Source organism: Enterobacter sp. JMULE2, assembly GCF_013337145.1.
Lineage (GTDB): Bacteria > Pseudomonadota > Gammaproteobacteria > Enterobacterales > Enterobacteriaceae > Enterobacter > Enterobacter mori.
This window is the reverse complement of the sequence record NZ_SGWD01000011.1, coordinates 400,968-414,438: the sequence shown is the minus strand read 5'-3', so window position 1 is coordinate 414,438 and position 13,471 is coordinate 400,968. Positions and strand designations below refer to the sequence as shown.

General features: G+C 54.2%; 15 protein-coding genes. 10 read left to right on the top strand and 5 right to left on the bottom strand.

The annotated features are described in order from the left end of the window. The 10 genes from kdsD (at nt 1) to npr (ending at nt 6,929) form a co-directional block, all read left to right on the top strand. On the top strand, nt 1–987 hold the full coding sequence (kdsD, locus tag EXW94_RS10630) for an arabinose-5-phosphate isomerase KdsD (protein WP_010436053.1): 987 nt from the start codon (nt 1–3) through the stop codon (nt 985–987). Between the two features lie 14 nt (nt 988–1,001). After that, nucleotides 1,002–1,568 (top strand): 3-deoxy-manno-octulosonate-8-phosphatase KdsC, encoded by a 567-nt coding sequence (gene kdsC / locus EXW94_RS10625; RefSeq protein WP_120159693.1) that lies wholly within the window; start codon nt 1,002–1,004, stop codon nt 1,566–1,568. Continuing rightward, on the top strand, nt 1,565–2,140 hold the full coding sequence (gene lptC / locus EXW94_RS10620) for an LPS export ABC transporter periplasmic protein LptC (protein ID WP_148401074.1): 576 nt from the start codon (nt 1,565–1,567) through the stop codon (nt 2,138–2,140). Before kdsC ends, lptC begins: the two co-directional genes overlap by 4 nt. Further along, complete coding sequence (gene lptA / locus EXW94_RS10615) at nt 2,109–2,663, top strand: lipopolysaccharide ABC transporter substrate-binding protein LptA (RefSeq protein ID WP_010436059.1); 555 nt, start codon at nt 2,109–2,111, stop codon at nt 2,661–2,663. The genes lptC and lptA overlap by 32 nt, the downstream gene beginning before the upstream one ends. A gap of 6 nt (nt 2,664–2,669) precedes the next feature. Beyond that, a complete protein-coding gene (lptB, locus tag EXW94_RS10610; protein WP_010436061.1) occupies nt 2,670–3,395 on the top strand; it encodes an LPS export ABC transporter ATP-binding protein in 726 nt (241 codons plus the stop codon). Nucleotides 3,396–3,442: 47 nt separating this feature from the next. Then, nucleotides 3,443–4,876, top strand: a complete 1,434-nt coding sequence (rpoN, locus tag EXW94_RS10605; RefSeq protein ID WP_042717706.1) for an RNA polymerase factor sigma-54 — start codon at nt 3,443–3,445, stop codon at nt 4,874–4,876. Nucleotides 4,877–4,898: 22 nt separating this feature from the next. Further along, a complete protein-coding gene (gene hpf / locus EXW94_RS10600) occupies nt 4,899–5,186 on the top strand; it encodes a ribosome hibernation promoting factor (protein WP_010436063.1) in 288 nt (95 codons plus the stop codon). An 82-nt stretch (nt 5,187–5,268) separates the two neighbouring features. Continuing rightward, nucleotides 5,269–5,760: a PTS IIA-like nitrogen regulatory protein PtsN gene (gene ptsN / locus EXW94_RS10595; protein ID WP_010436064.1), complete on the top strand. Its 492-nt coding sequence runs from the start codon at nt 5,269–5,271 to the stop codon at nt 5,758–5,760. 45 nt (nt 5,761–5,805) lie between these two features. Continuing rightward, on the top strand, nt 5,806–6,660 hold the full coding sequence (gene rapZ / locus EXW94_RS10590) for an RNase adapter RapZ (RefSeq protein WP_010436066.1): 855 nt from the start codon (nt 5,806–5,808) through the stop codon (nt 6,658–6,660). Then, nucleotides 6,657–6,929, top strand: coding sequence for a PTS phosphocarrier protein NPr (gene npr, locus EXW94_RS10585; RefSeq protein WP_003861872.1), 273 nt, complete (start codon nt 6,657–6,659; stop codon nt 6,927–6,929). Before rapZ ends, npr begins: the two co-directional genes overlap by 4 nt. Nucleotides 6,930–6,968: 39 nt before the next feature. Here the strand turns inward: npr and mtgA are convergent, their stop codons facing one another. The 5 genes from mtgA to lptF all read right to left on the bottom strand — a co-directional run bounded on the left by mtgA (nt 6,969) and on the right by lptF (nt 13,227). Continuing rightward, nucleotides 6,969–7,694, bottom strand: coding sequence for a monofunctional biosynthetic peptidoglycan transglycosylase (mtgA, locus tag EXW94_RS10580; RefSeq protein WP_089597749.1), 726 nt, complete (start codon nt 7,692–7,694; stop codon nt 6,969–6,971). After that, on the bottom strand, nt 7,691–8,344 hold the full coding sequence (elbB, locus tag EXW94_RS10575; RefSeq protein WP_120159695.1) for an isoprenoid biosynthesis glyoxalase ElbB: 654 nt from the start codon (nt 8,342–8,344) through the stop codon (nt 7,691–7,693). Before elbB ends, mtgA begins: the two co-directional genes overlap by 4 nt. A gap of 231 nt (nt 8,345–8,575) precedes the next feature. After that, nucleotides 8,576–10,909, bottom strand: coding sequence for an aerobic respiration two-component sensor histidine kinase ArcB (gene arcB, locus EXW94_RS10570; protein WP_100166525.1), 2,334 nt, complete (start codon nt 10,907–10,909; stop codon nt 8,576–8,578). Between the two features lie 135 nt (nt 10,910–11,044). Beyond that, nucleotides 11,045–12,127, bottom strand: a complete 1,083-nt coding sequence (gene lptG / locus EXW94_RS10565; RefSeq protein WP_010436079.1) for an LPS export ABC transporter permease LptG — start codon at nt 12,125–12,127, stop codon at nt 11,045–11,047. After that, entirely contained in the window at nt 12,127–13,227 is a 1,101-nt protein-coding gene (gene lptF / locus EXW94_RS10560; RefSeq protein WP_089597752.1) for an LPS export ABC transporter permease LptF, read from the bottom strand. The genes lptG and lptF overlap by 1 nt, the downstream gene beginning before the upstream one ends. Nucleotides 13,228–13,471 lie beyond the last annotated feature (244 nt).

Genomic DNA, 13,471 nt, shown 5'->3' with positions numbered 1-13,471 from the left:
ATGTCGCAAATAGAATTGCAGCCGGGTTTTGACTTTCAGAAAGCAGGAAAAGAGGTTCTGGAGATTGAACGTGAAGGTCTGGCGCAGTTAGATCAGTACATTAATCAGGATTTTAGTCTGGCATGTGAGAAGATTCTCTACTGTGCCGGTAAAGTCGTGGTAATGGGAATGGGCAAGTCCGGCCACATTGGACGCAAAATGGCGGCGACCTTTGCCAGCACGGGAACGTCATCGTTCTTCGTGCACCCAGGGGAAGCGGCGCATGGCGACCTCGGGATGGTCACCCCGCAGGACGTGGTTATCGCACTGTCGAATTCCGGTGAATCCAATGAGATCCTGGCCCTGATCCCGGTACTGAAGAGACTACAGGTCCCGCTTATCTGTATGACCAGCCGCCCGGAAAGCAGCATGGCGCGTGCGGCGGATATTCATCTGTGCGTAAAAGTGCCCAAAGAAGCCTGCCCGCTTGGCCTTGCGCCAACGTCCAGCACGACGGCAGCACTGGTGATGGGCGATGCCCTTGCCGTTGCGCTGCTTGAAGCCCGTGGTTTTACCCCTGAGGATTTTGCGCTTTCTCACCCAGGCGGTGCGCTGGGCCGTAAGCTGCTGCTCAGGGTCAACGATATTATGCACACGGGCGATGAGATCCCTCACGTCAGCAAAGAGGCTTCCCTGCGCGACGCGTTACTGGAAATTACCCGTAAAAATCTGGGTATGACGGTGGTGTGCGACGATCTGATGAAAATTCAGGGAATATTCACCGACGGCGACTTACGCCGGGTGTTCGATATGGGCGTGGACGTTCGCACATTGGGTATCGCAGACGTCATGACGCCAGGCGGAATTCGCGTGCGTCCGGGCATCCTTGCGGTAGATGTCCTGAACCTGATGCAGTCCCGTCATATTACCGCAGTGATGGTTGCCGATGGCGACCAGTTGCTGGGTGTGGTACATATGCATGATCTTCTGCGCGCAGGCGTAGTGTAATGAAGGATAAGACAATGAGTAATGCGGGTGCATCTCTTGCAACCTGTTATGGTCCGGTAAGCGCGCACATGATGGCAAAGGCGGAAAACATCCGTCTGTTGATCCTTGATGTGGATGGCGTGCTCTCCGATGGCCTGATTTATATGGGCAATAGCGGCGAAGAGCTGAAAGCATTTAACGTTCGCGATGGGTACGGCATTCGTTGCGCGCTCACGTCCGGCATTGAAGTTGCTATTATCACCGGACGGAAAGCTAAACTTTTAGAAGACCGCTGCGAAACGCTGGGCATTACCCATCTGTATCAGGGGCAGTCCGACAAACTGGTCGCCTTTAACGATTTGCTGGCGAAGCTGGCAGTCGCACCTGAGAACGTGGCCTATGTTGGCGATGATTTGATCGACTGGCCGGTGATGGCGGAAGTGGGTCTGAGCGTAGCGGTTGCTGACGCACACCCGCTGCTTCTCCCACGCGCGGATTACGTCACCCGGATCAACGGTGGACGTGGGGCGGTCCGTGAAGTCTGCGATCTGCTTCTGCTCGCGCAGGGCAAGCTTGATGAGGCCAAAGGGCAATCGATATGAGTAAAACCAGACGTTGGGTTATCATTCTGCTTTCGCTTGTCGCATTGGTACTGATTGGCGTGAACCTTGCCGACCGTGACGATGCACAAACAGAAGTGGTTAATACGAGCGACCCAACCTATAAAAGCGATCACAGTGATACTGTGGTGTACAGCCCTGAAGGTGCGCTGAACTATCGCCTGATTGCCCAGCACGTGGAATATTTTTCCGATGACGGTATCTCGTGGTTTACCCAACCGGTGATGACCACCTTTGATACTGACAAAACCCCGACATGGTCAATTAAGTCAGACCGGGCAAAACTGACAAATGACCGTATGCTTTATCTGTACGGCCACGTTGAAGTCAACGCCCTGACCGCTGACTCACAGCTGCGCAAAATTACGACGGATAACGCCCAGATCAACCTGGTGACACAGGACGTGACTTCGCAAGATTTGGTCACACTGTATGGCACAACATTTAATTCCAGCGGTTTAAGAATGCGCGGGAACTTACGCAGCAAAAACGCCGAGCTGATTGAAAAGGTTAGAACCTCCTATGAAATTCAAAACAAACAAACTCAGCCTTAAAGCCATTATCGCCAGCGCACTGCTGGCGGCCAGTCTTCCCGCGATTGCTGTGACTGGCGATACCGAACAGCCGATTCATATCGAATCCGACACTCAGTCCCTTGATATGCAAGGTAACGTCGTCACCTTCACCGGTAACGTCGTGATGACCCAGGGCACCATCAAAATTAACGCCGATAAAGTGGTCGTTACCCGTCCGGGCGGCGAGCAGGGCAAAGAGATTATTGATGGCTATGGTAATCCGGCCACGTTCTACCAGATGCAGGACAACGGCAAACCGGTGAAAGGCCGCGCGTCGCATATGCACTATGAGCTGGCGAAGGATCTGGTCATCCTGACCGGTAATGCCTATCTGGAACAGCTGGACAGTAATATTACCGGCGACAAGATCACCTATCTGGTCAAAGAGCAGAAAATGCAGGCCTCCAGCGAGAAAGGCAAACGCGTCACCACCGTGCTGGTTCCATCGCAGCTGCAGGATAAAGGCAAAGGCCAGGCTCCGGCACAAAAGAAGAGTAACTAATTCGTTATGGCAACATTAACTGCAAAAAACCTCGCGAAAGCGTATAAGGGCCGCCGTGTCGTCGAAGATGTCAGCCTGACCGTCAACTCCGGCGAAATTGTGGGTTTGCTTGGCCCTAACGGTGCAGGGAAAACCACCACCTTCTACATGGTGGTGGGCATTGTGCCGCGTGATGCTGGCAACATCATCATTGATGACGAAGACATTAGCCTGCTGCCGCTGCACGCGCGCGCGCGCCGTGGTATCGGCTACCTGCCGCAGGAAGCCTCAATCTTTCGTCGTTTGAGCGTCTACGACAACCTGATGGCCGTGCTGCAGATCCGTGACGACCTGACCAGCGAGCAGCGCACCGACCGCGCCAACGAGCTGATGGAAGAGTTTCATATCGAACATCTTCGCGACAGTCTTGGTCAGGCGTTGTCCGGGGGTGAGCGTCGTCGTGTCGAGATTGCACGTGCGCTGGCCGCCAACCCGAAATTCATCCTGCTGGATGAACCCTTCGCGGGCGTTGACCCGATCTCCGTTATTGATATCAAACGCATTATCGAACACCTGCGCGACAGCGGGCTTGGCGTGCTGATCACCGACCACAACGTCCGTGAAACGCTGGCCGTCTGTGAACGCGCCTACATTGTGAGCCAGGGCCATCTGATTGCCCACGGTACACCGCAGCAAATCCTCGAAGATGAGCATGTTAAGCGCGTGTACCTTGGGGAAGACTTCAGACTCTGATAGGGTAGAGGTAACGTAACGCCGAACCGGAGAAAAATGCTCTGAACATGAAGCAAGGTTTGCAATTAAGACTCAGCCAACAACTGGCGATGACGCCGCAGCTACAGCAGGCGATTCGTCTGTTGCAGCTGTCCACGTTAGAACTCCAGCAGGAGCTCCAGCAGGCGCTGGACAGTAATCCGTTGCTGGAGCAAACCGATCTTCATGACGAGGTAGAAACCCAGCAAACGCAGGACACTGAAACGCTCGACACCGCTGATGCGCTCGAACAAAAAGAGATGCCGGACGAGCTGCCGCTGGACGCCAGCTGGGATGAAATCTACACCGCCGGAACCCCTTCCGGCACGCGTGCAGACTACCAGGACGACGAGCTACCGGTTTACCAGGGTGAAACCACCCAGTCACTGCAGGATTACCTGATGTGGCAAGTGGAGTTGACCCCCTTCTCTGATACCGACCGCGCCATTGCGACCTCGATTGTCGATGCCGTTGACGATACGGGTTATTTAACCGTAACCCTGGACGACATCCTGGAAAGTATCGGCGACGACGAGATCGAACTCGAAGAGATCGAAGCGGTTCTGAAGCGCATTCAGCGTTTCGACCCGGTCGGAGTGGCCGCGAAAGATCTCCGCGATTGCCTGCTGATCCAACTGTCGCAGTTCGCCAAAGAGACGCCGTGGATTGAAGAAGCCCGCTTAATCATCAGCGATCATCTTGATCTGCTGGCGAATCACGATTTCCGCACCCTGATGCGCGTCACGCGCCTGAAGGAAGAGGTGCTGAAAGAGGCGGTGAATCTGATCCAGTCTCTCGATCCGCGTCCCGGCCAGTCGATCCAGACCAGCGAACCGGAATATGTCATTCCGGATGTGTTAGTCAGAAAACACAACGGTCGCTGGGTGGTCGAGCTGAACTCAGACAGCATTCCTCGCCTGCAAATCAACCAGCAGTATGCCTCCATGTGCACCAGCGCGCGCAATGACTCCGATAATCAATATATTCGTAGCAATTTGCAGGAAGCACGCTGGCTGATTAAAAGTCTGGAGAGTCGAAATGACACGCTGCTGCGCGTGAGCCGCTGTATTGTTGAACAACAGCAGGCCTTTTTTGAGCAGGGCGAAGAGTTTATGAAACCGATGGTACTGGCGGACATCGCCCAGGCCGTCGAGATGCATGAATCAACCATTTCTCGCGTGACCACGCAGAAGTATCTGCACAGTCCACGCGGTATTTTTGAGCTTAAGTATTTCTTCTCCAGTCATGTGAATACCGAAGGCGGCGGCGAAGCCTCGTCAACGGCCATTCGCGCACTGGTGAAGAAGTTGATCGCCGCGGAGAACCCCGCGAAGCCACTGAGTGACAGTAAGTTAACCACCATGCTGTCCGACCAGGGTATTATGGTGGCACGTCGTACTGTTGCGAAGTATCGAGAGTCTTTATCCATTCCGCCGTCTAACCAGCGTAAACAACTGGTTTGACACAACCGATAAGGAAGACACTATGCAGCTCAACATCACAGGACACAACGTCGAGATTACTGAGGCTTTACGCGAGTTTCTGAACACGAAGTTCGCGAAGCTCGAACAGTATTTCGAAAGGATCAATCAGGTCTATATTGTGTTGAAAGTGGAGAAAGTGACTCATATCTCGGATGCAACCCTGCACGTTAACGGGGGTGAACTCCATGCCAGTGCGGAAGGGCAAGACATGTACGCGGCTATCGACGGCTTGATTGATAAGCTTGCGCGACAGCTCAATAAACATAAAGATAAACTGAAACAACACTAATTGTCCGGGCAGTTAACGGGTGCAGGACGGCCTGTTGTGCGACACAACAGGCCATTTGTACAGTTAGCGCTTAGGTGAAATTATGATGAACAACGATTCGGCTCTTCAACTGAGCAATGTCCTTAACCAGGAATGTACCCGCAGTGGTGTTCACTGCCAGAGCAAAAAACGTGCGCTGGAGATCATCAGTGAACTGGCCGCAAAACAGCTGGGCCTGCCGCCACAAGTGGTGTTCGAAGCTATCCTGACCCGTGAAAAAATGGGCAGTACCGGCATCGGCAACGGCATCGCGATCCCGCATGGCAAACTCGAAGAAGACACCTTGCGTGCCGTCGGCGTGTTTGTGCAGCTTGAAACACCCATCGCCTTTGATGCCATTGATAACCAGCCCGTCGATCTCCTCTTCGCGCTGCTGGTGCCAGCAGACCAGACAAAGACCCATTTGCATACGTTGTCGCTGGTCGCTAAACGCCTGGCCGATAAAACCATTTGCCGTCGACTGCGTTCAGCGCAAAGTGATGAAGAGCTCTTCCAGATTATCACTGAAGCAGAAGGCAATCAGGATGATGCGTAACCGGGAGATGGCCTTCACATCTGTTGTCCTGAGGAGAAACGGAACATGGTGCTGATGATCGTCAGCGGTCGCTCGGGGTCGGGGAAATCCGTCGCCCTGCGCGCGCTGGAAGATATGGGGTTTTACTGCGTAGATAACCTGCCGGTGGTGCTGTTGCCCGATCTGGCGCGGACGCTAGCGGACAGACAAATTTCTGCCGCCGTCAGCATCGATGTCCGTAACATGCCAGAATCACCTGAGGTCTTTGAACAGGCCATGAGCAATCTGCCAGAGTGCTTCTCGCCTCAGCTGTTGTTCCTTGATGCCGATCGTAACACCCTGATCCGTCGCTACAGCGATACCCGTCGTTTGCACCCGCTTTCCAGTAAAAACCTTTCGCTGGAAAGTGCCATCGACGAAGAGAGCGATCTGCTGGAACCACTGCGCTCCCGGGCCGACCTGATTGTTGACACCTCCGAAATGTCCGTGCACGAACTGGCGGAAATGCTGCGAACCCGTCTGCTGGGTAAACGCGAGCGTGAATTGACGATGGTGTTTGAATCCTTCGGCTTTAAGCACGGCATTCCTATCGATGCGGATTATGTTTTCGACGTGCGCTTCCTGCCGAACCCGCACTGGGATCCCAAACTGCGTCCAATGACCGGTCTGGATAAGCCCGTAGCGGCCTTCCTCGACAGACACACAGAAGTTCACAATTTTATCTACCAGACGCGAAGCTACCTTGAGCTATGGTTACCTATGCTGGAGACAAACAATCGTAGCTATCTGACGGTAGCGATTGGCTGTACCGGCGGTAAACATCGTTCGGTTTATATCGCCGAACAGCTGGCCGACTACTTCCGCTCACGCGGAAAGAACGTTCAGTCCCGTCATCGCACGCTGGAAAAACGTAAAACATGACCGTAAAACAAACCGTTGAGATCACCAACAAGCTGGGCATGCATGCACGCCCGGCAATGAAATTGTTTGAACTGATGCAAGGTTTTGATGCGGAGGTTCTGCTGCGTAACGATGAAGGTACAGAGGCAGAGGCCAACAGCGTGATCGCACTGCTGATGCTGGACTCTGCCAAAGGTCGCCAGATTGAAGTCGAGGCCACCGGCCCCCAGGAAGAGGAAGCGCTGGCGGCGGTGATTGCCCTGTTCAACGCAGGGTTCGACGAAGATTAAGGTCTGCCAGTCAGGCGGGTGGCGCTGCGCTTACCCGCCCTACATAAGATTATTTCGCTGCATAAACCCTTCCCCACCTAGCTGACGCATCTGGCGCATGATCCACGCCTGACGGCTTCGCACGTACCCTGACGGCGCACTCGCTTTAAAACGGATGGGATTCGGTAAAACAGCGGCCAATAGCGCCGCTTCTGACATACTCAGACGGCTGGCTGGCTTATTAAAATAACGCTGCGCGGCAGCTTCCACGCCAAATATGCCGTCGCCAAACTCAGCGACGTTGAGATAGACGGTCAGAATGCGCTTTTTGCTCCAGACCGTTTCCATCCCCAGGGTTAACCCCGCTTCCAGCCCTTTTCGCACCCAGCTTCGACCATCCCATAAAAACAGGTTTTTGGCCGTCTGCTGCGACAACGTCGACGCACCGCGCACGCGATTCTCGTGACGCTCGTTGTGGGCGAGCGCCTTCTCGATGGCCGCCATGTCAAAACCCCAGTGCTCCGGGAATTTCTGATCTTCTGCCGCAATCACGGCCAGCCCCATGAACGGTGAGATCTCATCCATGCTTACCCAGTCCGAATGGGCGACATAGCCGAAATCACCGGTCAACCACGCGCTGAGCTGGCGCTCAACCATCACGGCGGAAAAGGGTACCGGCAGAATGCTGAATAAGGCAATCCCGCCGCCCCAGAAGACGGCCAGTACAAGCACAACGCGTAACAGGGTACGTTTTATCCACGTACCCGCAGCAAATTTACGGCTCATTGCGAGAGAACCAGCACTCTGTCCACCAGCTTATCAATGCCCGTGGCTGCTTCAGCGATGGATTGCGCCAGCATATAGGCGGGCGTGGTGACAATCTTGTTGTCTTCATCGACCACAATATCATCCACCGGACAAGGAACATGCTCGCCGCCCATATCTTCGACGATCTCTGCGGTATCAATATCGGTCCCGATGGTCAGGCGCAGCGGGAAGTCAAAGATCCGGGGCAGCATGGCCGGGGCAATACAGATGAAACCCAGCGGCTTGCCTGCTGCATGCATCGCCTGGGCGAGCCGTTTTAAATCGGGATCGACAAGGCACTCTGCCCCTTCTGAAGCAAAGGTGCTGAGATTCTTGGCTGCGCCAAAGCCACCCGGCACGATCAACGCATCCAGTGTTGAGGCATCAGCCTGCGCCAGGGGTTGGACAGCACCCCGGGCGATACGCGCGGCTTCAATCAGGACGTTACGCGTTTCCGCCATCGGCTCGCCGGTAAGATGGTTGATCACATCCGCCTGGCTTTTATCCGGCGCGAAGCAGATCGCTTCAGCGCCCTGACGAGATAATGCCAGCAGCGTTAATACGGCTTCATGTATCTCTGAACCGTCGTAAACACCACAACCGCTCAGCACGACACCAATCTTTTTCATTATGACGTTCCTTCTTTGCAACCTGCTGAAGCACATTAAAAATTCTGATTAAACCGCTATGCTTCACACATTTCACTGATTCATGTAACAAACCATTTAAGATTTGCTATCTTATCTGCGTGCGGCCTCAATATTCAGGCGGCGTCCAAGCGAAAACAACACGAAAAATCAGGCGCAGCCACGATTTCCCTGGTGTTGGCGCAGTATTCGCGCACCCCGGTTAAGCCGGGGTCATTTTTTTCTGGCATCCACCCAGGCTTTCAGTACCGCCACATCGTTTTGCCACTCTTGTTTCATCTCTTCAACCCATTCACCAACATTATCTTCCCACGCAGGTAAATCAGGCGATTGAATCTGTTGACCCAGCTGCTGAAGATGGCGTAGCCCCACCGAGCCGGCCGCACCTTTGATTTTGTGCCCTTCTTCAACGATACCTTTCCGATCGCGCGCCGTCAGGTTGGACTCAAGCACGCTCAAGTAGCCCGGCATCATTTTTTCGAATACCGCCAGACCATCGGTAATCAGTTTTGGCCCCACCAGATCGATATACTGCTCCAGCATCGCGGTATCGAGTAGGGTATGTGCTTTCGCGCTATCAACAGACGTCATGGTGCTCTCCTCTTCATCACGGGTATCCCAGAACTTCTTGATCATGGCGGTCAGGGCAGGCACCGCCAGCGGCTTGCTGAGCACATCATCCATACCGGCATCGAGGTACTCTTTTTTGTCTTTCAGTACGTTCGCCGTCAGCGCCACCAGCGGCGGCAGCTCATCGGCAGCATATTTGCGCGTAAGCTCACGGGAGATATCCAGCCCGGTCATGTCCGGAAGCTGAATATCCAGCAGGACCAGGTCATACTCGCCAGGCGTAAACATCTCCAGCGCCGCTTTACCGGTCATCGCCACATCCACGCTGTTACCGAGTTTTTCCAGTACGGAACGCGCCACAATCACGTTCAGTTCGATGTCCTCCACCAACAGAACGTGCAGAGCGGGCAGCGGCATATCGTCGTTCTCAAAGGTATCCTCCACCTCTTCAGCCACCGCGGGCGCATGCACCGTCAGGGTAAAGGTTGAACCTTTGCCCGGGTGGCTGGCAACCGTGATATCACCGCCCATGCTTTTCGCCAGACGTTTCGACACCGCCAGACCAATACCGGTCCCGGTCGCCGGTTTACCGCCGTTACTGTCTTTTACCTGGTAGTACATGGCAAAGATCTTATCCTGCTCTTCCTGCGGAATGCCGATACCCGAGTCCTCAACCTCGAAGTGCAGCATGTCCCCTTCGTCATAGCGAATACGCACCGCAACCCGCCCCTTCTGGGTAAACTTCACGGCATTGCTGATAAGGTTCCACAGGATCTGGCGCAGGCGCGTGCCGTCTGTCACCACCTTATGCGGCAGCGGCAGGGTTGGCTCCATCACAAAGCTCAGCCCTTTTTGCTGGGCCTGCAGGCCGGAGAGGTTCTCCAGATCGGCCAGGAATCCGGTGAAATCCACCGGCTGGTTATCAAGCTGCACCTTACGGCGCTCCATTTTATCCATGTCGATAATATCGTTAAAGATATTGCCCAGCGTGACCGCCGAGACATGGATCGTTTTGAGGTATTTTTCCTGCTCGCCGGTCAGGTCGGTGTCGAGCAGAATACGGCTCAGCCCAACGATGCCGTTCAGCGGCGTACGCAGTTCGTGGCTGATGGTTGAGATAAAGGTGGTCTTGTCGCGGCTGGCGCGTTCCAGCGCATCCTGATAGCGCTTACGCTCGGTGATATCGCGGCCAAAGCCCATCAGCCCGTGGCGTTTCCCCACGCGGTCGTAATACGGCACTTTGCGGATCTCAAAGCAGGCTTTACGCCCGTCGGGATAATCCAGCCACTGTTCATAGGTGAGCGACACGTTGTGGCGGAAGACTTTTTCATCCGTCTCCATCACTTTGGCAGCCGCTTCTTCGGAATAGACATCCTGCGGTTTGAGGTTAACCAGCTGTTTTTCACTTTTGCCGGTCAGCAGCTCCATTGCGCGGTTACAGCCGGAGAATTCTTTATCTTCGTTACGATAGAAAACCAGATCCGGCGAGGCATCCAGGAAGGAGCGCAGGAAAGAGGATTGTTGTTCGAGCTGGATCTGCGTCACTTCGCGCTCTTTCATCTCGATTTTCAGTTGCTCCAGCGTAGCCTGACGTTCAGCTTCAGCCTTCTCGCGGTCCGAAATCTCCTGATTCAACTGCGCAATATTATCCTTGAGCTGGACATTAAGCTTGAGATCGCGCTCGCGCATCTCTTCCAGCTTATCCACCAGTTTTGATAAACGCTGACGGGACTCCTCCAGTTGCTCCACTACCACCGACAGGAAATAGACCGCCCACGGCGTGATCAACAGGCCGAAGAAAATAGAGCGGATCACGTCGATGCTTTCAACCTGACCATGCAGAACCATAGTCACGGCCATTTGCACGACAATCGCCAGAACGACCAGCGCCAGTGCCAGCAGTAAGGAGAAACGCACCAGCCCGAGCTTCATCATCAGGTCGACGTAATACTGGGCCAGCATTCGAATTTGCTTCATAGGGGATCCCTTCACGACGTTATCGCTCAATAATACTCAAATTCGCAGCGAGGCGTTGAAGGTTGTGAGAAAAAGTGCGGGGTGAAACAGGAGATTAGCCTCGCTTCCGGCAAACCGGAAGCGAGGAGAGAACAATCAGGAACGTTTTAGCAGCAGCCAGAGGCTAATCAGGAAGAAGCTGGCGCTTGGCAGCAGCGCGCCGATAATCGGCGGGATACCGTAAACCAGCGTCAACGGACCGAAGATCTGGTCGAGGACGTAGAACACAAAGCCGAAGCTGATACCGGTCACGACGCGCACGCCCATCGGCACGCTACGCAACGGACCGAAGATAAACGACAGCGCCATCAGCATCATTACCGCGACAGACATCGGCTGGAAAATTTTGCTCCACATATTGAGCTGATAACGCCCGGCGTCTTGTCCACTCGACTTCAGATACTTCACGTAGTTATGCAGGCCGCTGATAGAGAGCGCATCAGGATCCAGCGCAACCACGCCCAGCTTGTCCGGCGTCAGGTTGGTCTTCCAGGTACCGGAAACCGTCTGCGTCCCGGTGATCTGTTTCGGATCGTTCAGGTCAGATTCATCCACCTGAGAGAGACGCCACTGTTTGTGTTCAGCATCAAATTTTGCAGAGGAGGCGTGACGCACAGACTTCAAACGACGTTCATCGTTAAAGGTGTAAATACTCACACCGCCCAGTTCGTCATCACCTTTCACGCGCTCGATATAGACGAAGCTATTACCGTCTTTCGCCCACAGACCTTGCTGCGTTGAGAGCAGTGAGCCGCCGTACATGGCCTGAGCGCGGTAGTTACGCGCCATCTGTTCGCCCTGCGGCGCCACCCACTCGCCAATCGCCATGGTCAACAGCACCAGTGGGATCGCGGTTTTCATGACGGACAGCGCAACCTGCATACGGGTAAAGCCGGAAGCCTGCATCACCACCAGTTCGCTACGCTGCGCCAGCATCCCCAGCCCCAGCAGCGCGCCGAGCAAGGCCGCCATCGGGAAGAAGATTTGCACGTCTTTTGGCACGCTGAGCAAGGTATACATCCCCGCGCCCAGCGCGTCATAGCTCCCCTGCCCGGCTTTTTTCAACTGGTCGACAAACTTGATAATGCCGGAGAGCGACACCAGCATGAACAGGGTCATCATGATGGTGGTAAAAATCGTTTTACCGATATAGCGGTCAAGAACGCCAAATGCCTGCATTAGATGGCTCCTTTACGCGTAAACCGGGCACGGATTCGACGCATTGGCACCGTATCCCACAAGTTGAGGCCCACCGCCAGCAGCAGATACAGACCATTCACTACCCAGGTCCAGACAACCGGGTCAATTTTCCCTTTGCCACCGTTGGACTTAATTGACGTCTGGAGCAGGAAGAACACCAGATACAGCAGCATGGCCGGAAGCATCGACAGTACACGTCCCTGACGCGGATTCACCACGCTCAGCGGAACAACCATCAATGCCATCATAAACACGGTGAATACCAGCGTGATGCGCCAGTGCAGTTCAGCACGCGCACGATCGGTATCGGTGTTGATCAGGGTACGCATATCCATCTGTTCGGTGTCAGTCGGATCGAGCGCGACGGCCTGATGACCAATAATCGCCTGGTAGTTCTGGAAATCGGTGATACGGAAATCGCGCAGCATCGCTGTGCCTTCAAAGCGCGTCCCTTTGTTCAGGGTCACAACCTGGGAACCATCTTTACGCTGTGCCAGTTGACCAGAATCGGCGACCACCACGGAAGGACGGGCGTTACCTTTAGTACGCAACTGAGCAAGAAACACATCGTTGAAGCGGCTGCCGTCAACGCTTTCGATAAAGAGAACAGAGTTACCGTCGGTGGCCTGCTGGAACTGACCCTGTGCCAGCGCGGCCAACCCCGGGTTAGCTTTTGCTTCCGCCAGCACTTCGTCCTGGTGACGAGATGACGCCGGGCCTGCCCACATGACGTTTACGGCAGCAACGATCCCCGTGAACAACGCCAGCACCATAGCCGCTTTCACCAACACGGCTTTGCTTAAGCCGCAGGCGTGCATCACCGTGATTTCACTTTCGGTATACAGCTTACCGAGCGTCATCAGTAAACCGAGGAAAAGGCTTAACGGCAGAATGAGCTGCGCCATTTCAGGCACGCCTAATCCGAGCAGAGAAAGCACCAGATTTGTTGGGATTTCACCGTCAACCGCCGCGCCGAGGATCTTGACCAGCTTCTGACAGAAAAAGATCAGAAGAAGGATAAAGAGGATCGCCAGTTGGCTCTTCAGCGTCTCCCGCACCAGATATCTTATGATTATCACTTTAAATACGCCCGTTAAAACTCGTCTTTTGCAGGAATTTAGCTTGTTTCATGGCTTAAACGTCATTTATTCTCTTGAGTCGTCGAAATCATCGCTAAGATTAAAAAACCCGGCGGATTCGCGCTTCAGAACATTTAATGACGTGCCGAAACCGTAGTAACGTAAGATTAACACGAAGTCACCACAACCGCGGACATGAGTTACGAAAGGTTTCAATTCTATCCGTAGCTGCCGCCGTTGTCTT

Coding starts and splice junctions, on each gene's coding strand:
- kdsD (WP_010436053.1), top strand. CDS start 1: ATGTCGCAAATAGAATTGCAGCCGGGTTTTGACTTTCAGAAAGCAGGA.
- kdsC (WP_120159693.1), top strand. CDS start 1,002: ATGAGTAATGCGGGTGCATCTCTTGCAACCTGTTATGGTCCGGTAAGC.
- lptC (WP_148401074.1), top strand. CDS start 1,565: ATGAGTAAAACCAGACGTTGGGTTATCATTCTGCTTTCGCTTGTCGCA.
- lptA (WP_010436059.1), top strand. CDS start 2,109: ATGAAATTCAAAACAAACAAACTCAGCCTTAAAGCCATTATCGCCAGC.
- lptB (WP_010436061.1), top strand. CDS start 2,670: ATGGCAACATTAACTGCAAAAAACCTCGCGAAAGCGTATAAGGGCCGC.
- rpoN (WP_042717706.1), top strand. CDS start 3,443: ATGAAGCAAGGTTTGCAATTAAGACTCAGCCAACAACTGGCGATGACG.
- hpf (WP_010436063.1), top strand. CDS start 4,899: ATGCAGCTCAACATCACAGGACACAACGTCGAGATTACTGAGGCTTTA.
- ptsN (WP_010436064.1), top strand. CDS start 5,269: ATGATGAACAACGATTCGGCTCTTCAACTGAGCAATGTCCTTAACCAG.
- rapZ (WP_010436066.1), top strand. CDS start 5,806: ATGGTGCTGATGATCGTCAGCGGTCGCTCGGGGTCGGGGAAATCCGTC.
- npr (WP_003861872.1), top strand. CDS start 6,657: ATGACCGTAAAACAAACCGTTGAGATCACCAACAAGCTGGGCATGCAT.
- mtgA (WP_089597749.1), bottom strand. CDS start 7,694: ATGAGCCGTAAATTTGCTGCGGGTACGTGGATAAAACGTACCCTGTTA.
- elbB (WP_120159695.1), bottom strand. CDS start 8,344: ATGAAAAAGATTGGTGTCGTGCTGAGCGGTTGTGGTGTTTACGACGGT.
- arcB (WP_100166525.1), bottom strand. CDS start 10,909: ATGAAGCAAATTCGAATGCTGGCCCAGTATTACGTCGACCTGATGATG.
- lptG (WP_010436079.1), bottom strand. CDS start 12,127: ATGCAGGCATTTGGCGTTCTTGACCGCTATATCGGTAAAACGATTTTT.